Origin of the sequence: Streptomyces milbemycinicus, assembly GCF_002154605.1 — a bacterium.
In the GTDB taxonomy this organism is placed as follows: Bacteria; Actinomycetota; Actinomycetes; order Streptomycetales; family Streptomycetaceae; genus Streptomyces; species Streptomyces milbemycinicus.
In genome coordinates, this window is record NZ_MUNE01000070.1 from 37,042 (window position 1) to 49,591 (window position 12,550).

The following is a 12,550-nucleotide window of genomic DNA, read 5'->3' on the forward strand; positions in this document are numbered from 1 at the left end:
CCCCCGTGGCGACGGACTCCCTCTGCGAGACGGCGATCCTACCGACGTATGAGCTGCCAGGCCCCGGTAGGGTGGCCGCCGCACGGGTGGTACCGGTGCCGCATCGCAGCGAACAGGGGGCCTTTAAGGTGAGTACGTCCGCCACGACCGGCTTCTGCAGGGTGACCGTGGTCGCACCTGACAGTCGGATCGATGTGGCTCTTCCGGAGGACATCGCCGTCGCCGACGTCTACCCCGAGATCCTCCGCCTGACCGGCCAGACCCAGCCCGTGGGCGCCCCCACCGGCTACCACCTGGTGCGCCGCGACGGCACGGTCCTGGACGGCTCGCTGTCGCTGGGCGCCCAGCAGGTGCTCGACGGCGAACTGCTGTCGCTGCGCCCCTTCGCGGAGTCGCTGCCGCCCGCCGTGTACGACGACGTCTCGGACGCGATCGCCTCCGCCGTCACCCGTGACCGCACACTGTGGAGCGATCGGTTCCTGCGTGCCTTCGGGCTTTTCGGCGGCTCCCTATTGCTGGTCCTCATGGGATTCGTGCTTTGGTTCGCCGATCCCCTCAAACACGATATGCACGGCCTGCCGGGCATCATCGCCGCCGCCGTCGCGGTGCTGCTCACGGCCCTTGCGGGGGTACGGGCGCGGGTCTATGAGGACCGCGCCTCCGCGATCGCGCTCGGTCTGGCCGCCCTGCCGCACGCCATGATCGCGGGCTCGGGGCTGCTCGCCCTGGACAAAGGCGAAGGCATCGGCCGGCTGCAGTTCCTGCTCGGATGCGTTGCCGTGCTTGTCGTCTCGGTCGCCCTGGTGGTCGCCATGCCGACCGGTGACGCGCCGTTCGTCGCCGCGGTCTTCGCCTCGATCGTGGGCACCCTCGCCACCTTCTGCGCGATCCTCACCGAGGTCAGCCCCACCGAGACCGCCGCGGTGTGCGCCGCCGTCGCGATCGGCGCCATCGCGTTCCTGCCGGGCCTGTCGGCGCGCGTCGCCCGGCTGCCCATCGGATACGCCGCGCCGCGCTCGGCAGCCGAGGACGACGACCTCGACCCGGTGTCCGGGCCCGCCCCCGAGCCCGTGGACGCCGAACGGATCGCCGCCCAGGCCCGCCGCGGGCACGAGATGCTGCTCGGCCTGGTCGGCGGCTGCTCCGCCGTCGTCGTCGGCGCCTCGGCCGTGCTCGGCTTCTCCGACAACGTCTGGGGCCAGGTGCTGGCCCTCGTCTCCGGTCTCGCGATGCTGCTGCGCGCGCGCCTCTTCCGCTACACCGCGCAGGTCGCCTCCGTCCTCGCCGCGGGCCTGGTCGGCCTGGGGCTGCTCGTGCTCGGGCTGTCCCTGAACCCGCCGGCCGACGCCATGTTCAAGCTGCTGGTGCGGCATGACAGCGGGCCGCTGGACGTCCGTACGATCTGGCTTGCCGCCTCCGTCGTAGCGGGGGCCGCGCTGATCACCGGTATCGCGCTGATCATTCCCAAGAAGGGGCTCTCCCCGTTCTGGGGCCGCTTCTCCGATCTGGCCGAGAGCGCCCTGCTGCTGTCCCTGGTGCCCCTCGCCCTGGCCGTGCTGGACGTCTACTCCTCCGCGCGCAGCCTGACCAGCGGGTAAAGCAGGGGCGGGGCTGTAGGCGAGTCCGGCGGGTAAACGGATGGCCGTCGACTGGTACGCTGTGTGACGGCCGTTTGTGTACGCGCCCCCGGAGCTCTCGTATGAGCACTCTGGAGACAGCGCCCAGCGGACCCCGCCTCCCGAGTCACGGAAGCTCCCCTGAGACCAAGACCAGGGGCACTCGGTGGCTGAACAGAAGAACCCTGAAGGAGTACCGCGTGTCGCTCGACGCCGCTACGAAGAAGCAGATCATGGCCGACTTCGCCACCAAGGAGGGCGACACCGGTTCCCCCGAGGTCCAGGTCGCGCTGCTCTCGCGCCGCATCTCCGACCTGACCGAGCACCTCAAGACCCACAAGCACGACCACCACTCCCGCCGTGGTCTGCTGCTCCTGGTCGGCCAGCGCCGCCGTCTGCTGCAGTACCTGGCGAAGAAGGACATCACGCGCTTCCGTGCGCTGGTCGAGCGCCTGGGCATCCGCCGCGGTGCGGCGGGCGCCAAGTAAGACGCCGTGGTAGGGAGCGGTTCCCGGAACAGGGGGCCGCTCCCTTTGCCGTACGTGCCGCAGATCTGCTGCCGTACGAGGCGTAGCACCCGCGCGGGGCGCCGCGCCCCGGGACCTGCCGACGCCCGCGCACCGTCCTGTCGATATCCACAGCCGTCGTGAGGACGGGCGAAGCTTTGTAGTCTGGTCCCAACAACGTCATAACGAACGAGGAGGAGCGCCTCATTCCCCGCGGCACCGGCGCCACAGGAGCCGGTCCTCGGTAGTGGCTCCCGGAACTGGCAATTCCGGTGGCTTCGATCGAAGACCGGCCCGGCCGCCGGACCAAGGCCAGGGGCGCTGCTCCACCACCGTTCCTCCGTCACACGGACGAGGGACGCAGAAGAGGAGATTTTCCTGGTGGAGAACGAGACCCACTACGCCGAGGCCGTCATCGACAATGGCGCCTTCGGCACCCGCACCATCCGTTTCGAGACGGGCCGCCTGGCCCGTCAGGCCGCCGGCTCCGCCGTGGCCTACCTGGACGACGACACCATGGTGCTGTCGGCCACCACCGCATCCAAGAACCCCAAGGACCAGCTGGACTTCTTCCCGCTCACGGTCGACGTCGAGGAGCGGATGTACGCCGCCGGGCGCATCCCCGGCTCGTTCTTCCGTCGCGAGGGCCGCCCGTCCGAGGACGCGATCCTCACCTGCCGCCTGATCGACCGCCCGCTGCGCCCGTCCTTCAAGAAGGGCCTGCGCAACGAGATCCAGATCGTCGAGACGATCATGGCGCTCAACCCCGACCACCTCTACGACGTGGTCGCGATCAACGCCGCCTCCTGCTCCACGCAGCTGGCCGGCCTGCCCTTCTCCGGGCCGATCGGCGGCACCCGGGTCGCCCTGATCAGGGGCCAGTGGGTGGCCTTCCCGACCCACTCCGAGCTCGAGGACGCCGTCTTCGACATGGTCGTGGCCGGCCGCGTCCTGGAGGACGGCGACGTCGCGATCATGATGGTCGAGGCCGAGGCCACCGATAAGACCATCCAGCTGGTCAAGGACGGCGCCGAGGCGCCGACCGAGGAGGTCGTGGCAGCGGGCCTCGAGGCCGCGAAGCCCTTCATCAAGGTGCTCTGCAAGGCCCAGTCGGACCTCGCCGCCAAGGCCGCCAAGCCCACCGGCGAGTTCCCGATCTTCCTCGACTACCAGGACGACGTCCTGGAGGCGCTCACCGCCGCCGTCCGCGACGAGCTCGCCCAGGCGCTGACCATCGCGGGCAAGCAGGAGCGCGAGACCGAGCTGGACCGCGTCAAGGGCCTGGCCGCCGAGAAGCTGCTGCCGCAGTTCGAGGGGCGCGAGAAGGAGATCTCCGCCGCGTACCGGTCGCTGACCAAGACCCTGGTCCGCGAGCGCGTGATCAAGGAGAAGAAGCGCATCGACGGCCGCGGTGTCACGGACATCCGTACGCTGGCCGCCGAGGTCGAGGCGATCCCGCGGGTCCACGGCTCGGCGCTGTTCGAGCGCGGCGAGACCCAGATCCTGGGCGTCACCACGCTGAACATGCTCCGCATGGAGCAGCAGCTGGACACGCTGGCGCCCGAGACCCGCAAGCGCTACATGCACAACTACAACTTCCCGCCGTACTCCACCGGCGAGACCGGCCGCGTCGGCTCCCCGAAGCGCCGCGAGATCGGCCACGGCGCGCTGGCCGAGCGGGCGCTGCTCCCGGTGCTGCCGTCCCGCGAGGACTTCCCGTACGCCATCCGCCAGGTCTCCGAGGCGCTCAGCTCCAACGGCTCGACCTCCATGGGGTCGGTCTGCGCCTCGACCATGTCGCTGCTGAACGCCGGTGTGCCGCTGAGGGCCCCGGTCGCCGGTATCGCCATGGGCCTGATCTCCCAGGAGATCGACGGCGAGACCCACTACGTCACCCTCACCGACATCCTCGGTGCGGAGGACGCCTTCGGCGACATGGACTTCAAGGTCGCCGGCACCAAGACGTTCGTGACCGCCCTCCAGCTGGACACCAAGCTGGACGGCATCCCGGCGTCCGTGCTGGCCGCGGCCCTCAAGCAGGCCCGCGACGCCCGGCTGCACATCCTCGACGTGATGAACGAGGCCATCGACGTCCCGGACGAGATGTCGCCGAACGCGCCGCGGATCATCACCGTCAAGATCCCGGTGGACAAGATCGGTGAGGTCATCGGCCCCAAGGGCAAGATGATCAACCAGATCCAGGAGGACACCGGCGCCGACATCACCATCGAGGACGACGGCACCATCTACATCGGTGCCGCCGACGGCCCGGCCGCCGAGGCCGCCCGCGCCACCATCAACGGCATCGCCAACCCGACGATGCCCGAGGTCGGCGAGCGCTACCTGGGCACGGTCGTGAAGACCACCACCTTCGGTGCCTTCGTCTCCCTGCTCCCGGGCAAGGACGGCCTGCTGCACATCTCGCAGATCCGCAAGCTCGCCGGCGGCAAGCGCGTGGAGAACGTCGAGGACGTGCTGAAGGTCGGCGCCAAGGTCCAGGTCGAGATCGCCGAGATCGACCAGCGCGGCAAGCTCTCGCTGATCCCCGTCATCGAGGACGAAGAGGGCTCGGACGCGTCGAAGGACGAAGCGAAGGACGCCGCCGACAGCGGCTCCGCCGCGGACGCCAAGTGACGTCCCGCGCCCACGCGGCGACGGCCCGCCCCTCCTCGGAGGGGCGGGCCGTCGCCCGTACCCAAACGCTTCTCAAGGGTGAGAACGGCATCGGGACGGTCCGCAGGACCACCCTGCCCGGGGGTCTGCGCATCGTCACCGAGACCCTGCCGTCCGTGCGCTCGGCCACCTTCGGGATCTGGGCGCACGTCGGCTCCCGGGACGAGACCCCCGTGCTGAACGGCGCCACCCACTACCTGGAGCATCTGCTCTTCAAGGGCACCCAGCGGCGCAGCGCGCTCGACATCTCCTCCGCCATCGACGCGGTCGGCGGCGAGATGAACGCCTTCACGGCGAAGGAGTACACCTGCTATTACGCGCGGGTGCTCGACACCGATCTGCCGCTGGCCATCGACGTCGTCTGCGACATGCTGACCGGCTCGCTGATCGACGCCGCGGACGTGGAGGCCGAGCGCGGCGTCGTCCTCGAAGAGATCGCGATGACCGAGGACGACCCGGGCGACTGTGTGCACGACCTGTTCGCGCACACCATGCTCGGTGACACCCCCCTGGGCCGCCCCGTCCTCGGCACCGTCGACACGGTCAACGGCCTCGGCCGCGACCAGATCGCCCGCTTCTACAAGAAGCACTACGACCCCACCCATCTGGTGGTCGCCGCCGCGGGCAATGTGGACCACGCCGCGGTCGTCCGGCAGGTGCGCAAGGCGTTCGACAAGGCGGGCGCCCTGTCCCGTACGGACGCGGTCCCCGTCGCCCCGCGCGACGGCACCCGCACCATCCGGGCGGCCGGGCGCGTCGAGGTGCAGGGCCGCAAGACCGAGCAGGCGCATGTCGTCCTCGGTATGCCGGGCATCGCGCGCACCGACGACCGGCGCTGGGCGCTCGGCGTGCTCAACACGGCGCTCGGCGGCGGTATGAGCTCCCGGCTGTTCCAGGAGGTGCGGGAGAAGCGCGGGCTCGCCTACAGCGTCTACTCGTACACCTCGGGCTTCGCCGACTGCGGCCTGTTCGGCGTCTACGCGGGCTGCCGCCCGAGCCAGGCGGCGGACGTCCTCAAGATCTGCCGTGACGAGCTCGACCATGTCGCGCAGCACGGGCTGACCGACGAGGAGCTGCGGCGTGCGGTGGGCCAGCTGCGGGGCTCCACGGTGCTGGGCCTGGAGGACACTGGCGCGCTGATGAACCGCATCGGCAAGAGCGAGCTGTGCTGGGGCGACCAGATGTCGGTGGACGACATGCTCGCGCGGATGGCGGCCGTCACTCCGGACGAGGTGCGCGAGGTGGCCCACGATGTACTGGGACAGCGTCCTTCGCTGTCCGTCATCGGCCCGCTGAAGGACAAGCAGGCGTCGCGCCTGCACGAGGCCGTCGCCTAGCGCCTGGCAGGACCGCGCAAGACCGCCGCACACCGGCGGACGACACAAGGGATTCGAACGATGAGCAAGCTCCGCGTGGCCGTTCTCGGTGCCAAGGGCCGGATCGGTTCCGAGGCCGTACGGGCCGTCGAAGCCGCCGAGGACATGGAGCTGGTCGCCGCGCTCGGCCGGGGCGACAAGCTGGAGACGATGGCCGAGGCGGGCGCCGAGGTCGCGGTCGAGCTGACCGACCCCGACTCGGTGATGGGCAACCTCGAATTCTGCGTCCGCCACGGTATCCACGGCGTGGTGGGCACCACCGGCTGGACGGACGAGCGCCTGGCGCAGCTGCGGGGATGGCTCGAGGCCGCGCCGGGCACCGGTGTGCTCATCGCGCCGAACTTCTCCATCGGCGCCGTGCTGACCATGCAGTTCGCCCGACAGGCGGCCCGCTTCTTCGAGTCGGTCGAGGTCATCGAGCTGCACCACCCGAACAAGGTGGACGCCCCCTCGGGCACCGCGGCCCGCACCGCGCAGCTGATCGCGGCCGCCCGGGAGCAGGCGGGGTGCGCGCCCCAGCCCGACGCCACGAGCACGGCGCTGGAGGGGGCGCGTGGCGCCGAGGTGGACGGGGTGCGGGTGCACTCGGTGCGGTTGCGCGGGCTCCTCGCCCACCAGGAGGTCCTGCTGGGCGGGGAGGGCGAGACCCTCACCATCCGGCACGACTCGACCCACCACAGCAGCTTCATGCCCGGCGTGCTGCTGGGTGTGCGGCGCGTGGTGTCGGCTCCCGGCCTGACCCTCGGCCTGGAACACTTCCTCGATCTGGACTGAGGCACAGCGGTGCGCGCAAAGATCACGTATTTCGTCCTCGCGGCCGTCCTGGTCGTGTACTTCGTCCTGGTCGGCAGCCGGGGCGTGCTGCTCATCGAGCAGGGCACGCCGCTGACCGTGGCCTTCGGCGTGGCCGTGCTGGTGCTGCCGTTCATCGGCGCGTGGTTCCTGTGGAAGACGACCGTATTCGCGCGCAGCGCGAACCGGCTCGCCCGCGAGCTGGAGGCCGAGGGCGGCCTCCCGGTCGACGAGTTGGTGCGGACGCCCGGCGGGCGGATCGACCGGGACTCCGCGGACGCGGTCTTCGCCAAGCGGCGGGCCGAGACGGAGGAGTCGCCGGACGACTGGCGCTCCTGGTTCCGGCTGGCCGTCGCTTACTACGACGCGCGTGACACGGTGCGCGCCCGCAGGGCGATGCAGCGCGCCATCGCCCTGCACGACGGCCGGCCGGTACGGGCTCAGAGCTGACCTCGGGCCCAGTGCTGACCTCGGGCCCAGCGCTGACCCCGGGCCAAAAGGCTGATCCCGGGCTCAGGGAGCCCGGGATCGAGCCGGGATCGTCAGACGGCTCGGGCTCGGGGCCTCAGCGGTACCGGGCCGCCCGGTCCTCGATCGCGTCGGCCGCCATGACGAAGGCCTCGGGGCGGCCGAGGAAGTCGGCGCCGTGGTCGGTGAAGGCCACCCGCGGGGCCCCGCCCTCCGCCAGCTCGATGAGCACCGCCTGTCCCTGGACACTGCGCGGCAGCCCCAGCCACCGCACCGGCTGCTGGGCGGTGTGTATCGCCGCGACCTGAGACCAGCGCACCGTGGTGGCGGAGAACAGGCCCGTCAGCCGCAGCCCCTTCTCGTCGATCCACACCCCCGCACGCACCAGCCGGACGGCGCACAGGATCACCAGCGCGGCGCCCCCGACGCAGATGCCGGCGGCGGGCACCGATCCCGCGAGGGCGATGATCATCGCGGAGAAGAGCACATACGAGGCGAGCAGCAACAGAAGCGCGCCTCCGCCGATCCTCCAGGGACCCGGCCGGTAAGGGCGGCGCCGGCGGCTCGGGTCCTCGTACGGCAACGAGGCGTCTCCGGCCGCCGGTCCGTCTTCGTCAAGGGCGCGGTCCGCTGTCAGGAAGGGCAGGGGCACGGAAGGTCCTCACTCACACACACGTCCGGATGGGCCTGTGCTGGCTGAGGCTATCCCAGGGGCTCAGCGCCCGTCCGACGCCTCCGACTGCTGCACCTGGTGAGTGGTCCGCGGCCCGCTCTCGAGCGCGGGCAACCCGAACATCAGCGAGCCCACGAACCCGGCGATGATCGTCAGAGTGATGAGCGTGCGGCCCGCTATCTGCGACCGGGTGGCCCGAGGCCGGGGCGGCGGGGTGACATTACTGCGGAACTGGTCGGCTTCGGCGACGAAGGCGAAGGGGACGGGCTCGGGCCGGCGGGACATACGGGGGCTCTCCTTGGAACCTCGAACGTGGGTACTTCAGTAGGTAGGACGCGTGAACGAGTGACGAGGTGCCCTTTTTCAACGACTTCCTTCGGCATTTTCAGCGTTACGACCGGTCGGAGGCGATGTCGGTGCCGCCCCGTAAGCTGGGCGCGCCCTGAGCGATGAACCATGGAAGGACCCGCAGGTGACCGATATCCCCGCCGAGAGTGAGAAGGCCAGCTTCCGCAGCGATGTGACCGTCGAGCTGGTCAAGCACAGCGCGGCCGACTCCGATGTGCTGTGGGCCGCCCGGGTGTCCACCGCCGGCGAGCAGTCCCTGGAGGAGCTCACCAAGGACCCCGAGCGCTCCAAGGGGCTGATCAACTTCCTGATGCGGGACCGGCACGGCAGCCCCTTCGAGCACAACTCGATGACCTTCTTCATCAACGCCCCGATCTTCGTCTTCCGCGAGTTCATGCGGCACCGCGTGGGCTGGTCGTACAACGAGGAGTCCGGCCGCTACCGCGAGCTCCAGCCGGTCTTCTACGTCCCCGGAGAGTCCCGCAAGCTGATCCAGCAGGGCCGCCCGGGCAAGTACGAGTTCGTGGAGGGCACAGCGGCGCAGTACGAGCTGACCGGCCGCGTGATGGAGGACGCCTACCGCCATGCGTACGAGGCGTACCAGGAGATGCTGGCCGCCGGCGTCGCCCGGGAGGTGGCCCGCTCCGTCCTGCCCGTCGGCCTGTTCTCCTCCATGTACGCGACGTGCAACGCGCGGTCGCTGATGCACTTCCTCGGTCTGCGCACCCAGCACGAGCAGGCCGCCGTGCCGTCCTTCCCGCAGCGGGAGATCGAGATGGTCGGCGAGAAGATGGAGGCGATCTGGGCCGAGCTGATGCCGCTCACCTACGCCGCCTTCAACGCCAACGGGCGCGTCGCCCCGTAGCGCTGCCCGCACCGCGGCGCATGGCGGTCCTCGGACACTCCCCGGACACTCCCCGGACGGGCCATGCGCGAGAGGTGTCCGTATTGCGGCGTTTCGTGAAGTTCATCTAGGCTGAACAAACGGATCCGGCACTGTCTGAACCCCCGAGCAGGCAGTGCCGGGTCCCATGGCCGCCGTCCCGGTCGCCGCCCCGAGGGAGCACCGTGAGGCGTGCTACGAGTAGCGTGGGACCCATGGCACCGACATCCACATCGCAGACCCCTTTCGGGCGCATGCTGACCGCCATGGTCACGCCATTCACCGCTGATGGCGCGCTCGACCTCGACGGCGCTCAGCGACTCGCCGCCCATCTGGTCGACGCCGGCAATGACGGTCTGGTGGTCAACGGCACCACCGGCGAGTCCCCGACCACCAGCGATGCGGAGAAAGCCCAGCTTGTACGGGCCGTGGTAGAGGCGGTCGGTGACCGTGCCCATGTCGTGGCCGGAGCGAGCACCAATGACACCCGGCACAGCCTCGAGCTCGCCCGGGCCGCCGAGCAGGCCGGTGCCCATGGTCTGCTGGCCGTCACGCCGTATTACAGCAAGCCCCCTCAGGAAGGCCTCTTCCGGCACTTCACCGCCATCGCCGACGCCACCGAGCTGCCGGTCATGCTCTATGACATCCCCGGCCGCAGCGGCGTACCGATCAGCACCGAGACCATCGTCCGGCTCGCCGAGCACCCGCGCATCGTCGCGAACAAGGACGCCAAGGGCGACCTCGGCCGCGCCAGCTGGGCCATCGCCCGCTCGCGCCTGGCCTGGTACTCCGGCGACGACATGCTGAACCTGCCGCTGCTGTCCGTCGGTGCCGTCGGATTTGTCTCGGTGGTCGGCCACCTCGTCACGCCCGAGCTCCGCGCGTTGCTCGAAGCCCATCTCTCGGGCGATGTCGCGAAGGCAACCGAGATCCACCAGAAGCTCCTCCCGGTCTTCACCGGGATGTTCCGCACCCAGGGCGTCATCACGACGAAGGCCGCGCTCGCCCTTCAGGGCCTGCCGGCCGGGCCGCTGCGCCTGCCGCTCGTCGAGCTCAGCGCCGAGGAAACGGGGCAGCTCAAGCGCGATCTGGCCGCTGGCGGGGTACAGCTGTAACTAGTGGCGATTTTCGCAACTTCGTACTTCACAACTTCATACAGACACATCAAGCAAGTGCACGAATGTCACGCGCGCCATGTGCCCCAGGGGGGCACGTGGCGCGCGTGGTGAGGAGAGTCTTTTGAGCCATCCGCATCCTGAACTTGGTCCTCCGCCGAAGCTCCCCGAGGGGGGACTCCGCGTCATCCCGCTCGGCGGGCTCGGCGAGATCGGCCGCAACATGACGGTCTTCGAATACGGCGGCCGGCTGCTGATCGTCGACTGCGGAGTGCTCTTCCCCGAGGAGGAGCAGCCCGGAGTCGACCTGATCCTGCCGGACTTCACGTGCATCCGGGACCGGCTCGACGACATTGACGGCATCGTGCTCACGCACGGCCACGAGGACCACATCGGCGGCGTCCCGTTCCTGCTCCGCGAGAAGTCGGACATCCCGCTGATCGGCTCCAAGCTGACCCTCGCCCTGATCGAGGCGAAGCTTCAGGAGCACCGCATCCGCCCGTACACGCTCGAGGTGGAGGAGGGCCAGCGCGAGCGGATCGGCCCCTTCGACTGCGAGTTCGTGGCGGTGAACCACTCCATCCCGGACGCCCTCGCCGTCGCCATCCGCACCCCGGCCGGCATGGCCGTGCACACCGGCGACTTCAAGATGGACCAGCTGCCGCTCGACGGCCGCCTCACGGACCTGCCCGCGTTCGCGAAGCTCGGCGAGGAAGGCATCGACCTTCTGCTCTCCGACTCCACGAATGCCGAAGTCCCCGGCTTCGTCCCACCCGAGCGCGATATCTCCGGCGTGCTGCGCCAGGTCTTCGCCGACGCACAGCGGCGGATCATCGTGGCGAGCTTCGCCAGCCATGTCCACCGCATCCAGCAGATCCTCGACGCGGCCCATGAGTACGGGCGCCGGGTCGCCTTCGTCGGCCGCTCGATGGTCCGCAACATGGGCATCGCGCGCGACCTCGGCTATCTGCGGGTACCGGCCGGGCTCGTCGTCGATGTGAAGACGCTCGACGATCTGCCGGACGACGAGATCGTCCTCGTCTGCACCGGCTCCCAGGGCGAGCCGATGGCCGCGCTGTCCAGGATGGCCAACCGCGATCACCAGATCCGCATCGTCCAGGGCGACACGGTGATCCTGGCGTCCTCGCTCATCCCGGGCAACGAGAACGCGGTCTACCGCGTGATCAACGGGTTGAGCCGCTGGGGTGCGAACGTGGTCCACAAGGGCAATGCCAAGGTCCATGTCTCCGGGCACGCCTCGGCCGGGGAACTGCTGTACTTCTACAACATCTGCAAGCCCCGGAACCTGATGCCGGTGCACGGCGAATGGCGCCACTTGCGCGCCAACGCCGAACTGGGCGCCCTGACCGGCGTACCCAAGAACCGCTGCGTCATCGCCGAGGACGGGGTAGTGGTCGACATGGTCGACGGCGTCGCGAAGATCGTCGGCAAGGTGCAAGCGGGGTATGTGTACGTCGACGGTCTCTCGGTCGGAGACGTCACGGAGTCCTCGCTCAAGGACCGCCGCATCCTTGGTGAGGAGGGCATCATCTCGGTCTTCGTGGTCGTCGACAGCACGACCGGCAAGATCGTGGGCGGCCCGCATATCCAGGCGAGGGGTTCCGGCATCGAGGACGCCGCCTTCTCCGCGGTCATCCCGAAGATCGAGGAATCCCTGGCCAAGTCCGCCTCCGACGGAGTCGCCGAGCCGCATCAGATCCAGCAACTCGTGCGCCGCTCGGTGGGCAAGTGGGTGTCCGACAGCTACCGTCGGCGCCCGATGATCCTCCCCGTCGTGGTCGAGGTCTGACGCAGCCTCAGCACCCGCAAGGCGCCGACTCACGAGCGGGGCTCCCCGATTTGCATCCGGGAGCCCCGCTCCAGTACGTTTACGGCTCCGCCAGAAGGGAACCCCGAGCACTCAACGTGCGAGGGAGGACCCGGAAGGCGGGTGGGAATCCGGCTCAGAGAATTCTGATAAAGTCGGAGACAGCCGAAAGGCAAAGGCCACTCCAACGGCCACCAGAAATGAAATTCGGACCGGGAACGGACCGGAAAACGGATCTGGTAAGGTTGGAAACACCGAAGGGAAGCGCCCGG

11 protein-coding genes are annotated in these 12,550 nt (G+C 69.5%); 9 read left to right on the plus strand and 2 right to left on the minus strand.

Features of this window, described 5'->3' with window-relative positions:
• The first annotated feature begins 128 nt into the window (after positions 1 to 128).
• The 6 genes from eccD (at position 129) to CCN51_RS06535 (ending at position 7,413) form a co-directional block, all read left to right on the plus strand.
• Positions 129 to 1,598, plus strand: coding sequence for a type VII secretion integral membrane protein EccD (gene eccD, locus CCN51_RS06510; RefSeq protein WP_043489992.1), 1,470 nt, complete (start codon positions 129 to 131; stop codon positions 1,596 to 1,598).
• Positions 1,599 to 1,816: 218 nt separating this feature from the next.
• Positions 1,817 to 2,104 (plus strand): 30S ribosomal protein S15, encoded by a 288-nt coding sequence (gene rpsO, locus CCN51_RS06515; RefSeq protein WP_014175967.1) that lies wholly within the window; start codon positions 1,817 to 1,819, stop codon positions 2,102 to 2,104.
• Positions 2,105 to 2,503: 399 nt separating this feature from the next.
• Positions 2,504 to 4,756, plus strand: coding sequence for a polyribonucleotide nucleotidyltransferase (locus CCN51_RS06520; protein ID WP_086859350.1), 2,253 nt, complete (start codon positions 2,504 to 2,506; stop codon positions 4,754 to 4,756).
• Positions 4,753 to 6,132, plus strand: coding sequence for a M16 family metallopeptidase (locus CCN51_RS06525; protein WP_086859352.1), 1,380 nt, complete (start codon positions 4,753 to 4,755; stop codon positions 6,130 to 6,132). Before CCN51_RS06520 ends, CCN51_RS06525 begins: the two co-directional genes overlap by 4 nt.
• Positions 6,133 to 6,192: 60 nt before the next feature.
• Positions 6,193 to 6,945: a 4-hydroxy-tetrahydrodipicolinate reductase gene (dapB, locus tag CCN51_RS06530; RefSeq protein ID WP_014175964.1), complete on the plus strand. Its 753-nt coding sequence runs from the start codon at positions 6,193 to 6,195 to the stop codon at positions 6,943 to 6,945.
• A 9-nt stretch (positions 6,946 to 6,954) separates the two neighbouring features.
• Positions 6,955 to 7,413, plus strand: a complete 459-nt coding sequence (locus tag CCN51_RS06535) for a tetratricopeptide repeat protein (RefSeq protein WP_014175963.1) — start codon at positions 6,955 to 6,957, stop codon at positions 7,411 to 7,413.
• Between the two features lie 115 nt (positions 7,414 to 7,528).
• Here the strand turns inward: CCN51_RS06535 and CCN51_RS06540 are convergent, their stop codons facing one another.
• Both CCN51_RS06540 and CCN51_RS06545 read right to left on the minus strand, forming a co-directional pair.
• On the minus strand, positions 7,529 to 8,083 hold the full coding sequence (locus CCN51_RS06540) for a hypothetical protein (protein WP_014175962.1): 555 nt from the start codon (positions 8,081 to 8,083) through the stop codon (positions 7,529 to 7,531).
• Positions 8,084 to 8,146: 63 nt separating this feature from the next.
• The gene (locus CCN51_RS06545; RefSeq protein WP_014175961.1) at positions 8,147 to 8,389 is read right to left on the minus strand and encodes a hypothetical protein; all 243 of its coding nucleotides are present in this window, start codon (positions 8,387 to 8,389) and stop codon (positions 8,147 to 8,149) included.
• 187 nt (positions 8,390 to 8,576) lie between these two features.
• Here CCN51_RS06545 and thyX point away from each other — a divergent pair, with 187 nt between their 5' ends.
• From thyX to CCN51_RS06560, 3 genes are all read left to right on the plus strand, one after another.
• Positions 8,577 to 9,317: an FAD-dependent thymidylate synthase gene (gene thyX, locus CCN51_RS06550; RefSeq protein ID WP_014175960.1), complete on the plus strand. Its 741-nt coding sequence runs from the start codon at positions 8,577 to 8,579 to the stop codon at positions 9,315 to 9,317.
• Between the two features lie 233 nt (positions 9,318 to 9,550).
• Entirely contained in the window at positions 9,551 to 10,450 is a 900-nt protein-coding gene (dapA, locus tag CCN51_RS06555) for a 4-hydroxy-tetrahydrodipicolinate synthase (RefSeq protein WP_014175959.1), read from the plus strand.
• A gap of 124 nt (positions 10,451 to 10,574) precedes the next feature.
• Complete coding sequence (locus tag CCN51_RS06560) at positions 10,575 to 12,260, plus strand: ribonuclease J (RefSeq protein ID WP_014175958.1); 1,686 nt, start codon at positions 10,575 to 10,577, stop codon at positions 12,258 to 12,260.
• Positions 12,261 to 12,550 lie beyond the last annotated feature (290 nt).

Excerpts from the sequence above, each read along its gene's own strand:
- dapB (WP_014175964.1), top strand. The coding sequence starts at position 6,193 with ATGAGCAAGCTCCGCGTGGCCGTTCTCGGTGCCAAGGGCCGGATCGGT.
- CCN51_RS06545 (WP_014175961.1), bottom strand. The coding sequence starts at position 8,389 with ATGTCCCGCCGGCCCGAGCCCGTCCCCTTCGCCTTCGTCGCCGAAGCC.
- dapA (WP_014175959.1), top strand. The coding sequence starts at position 9,551 with ATGGCACCGACATCCACATCGCAGACCCCTTTCGGGCGCATGCTGACC.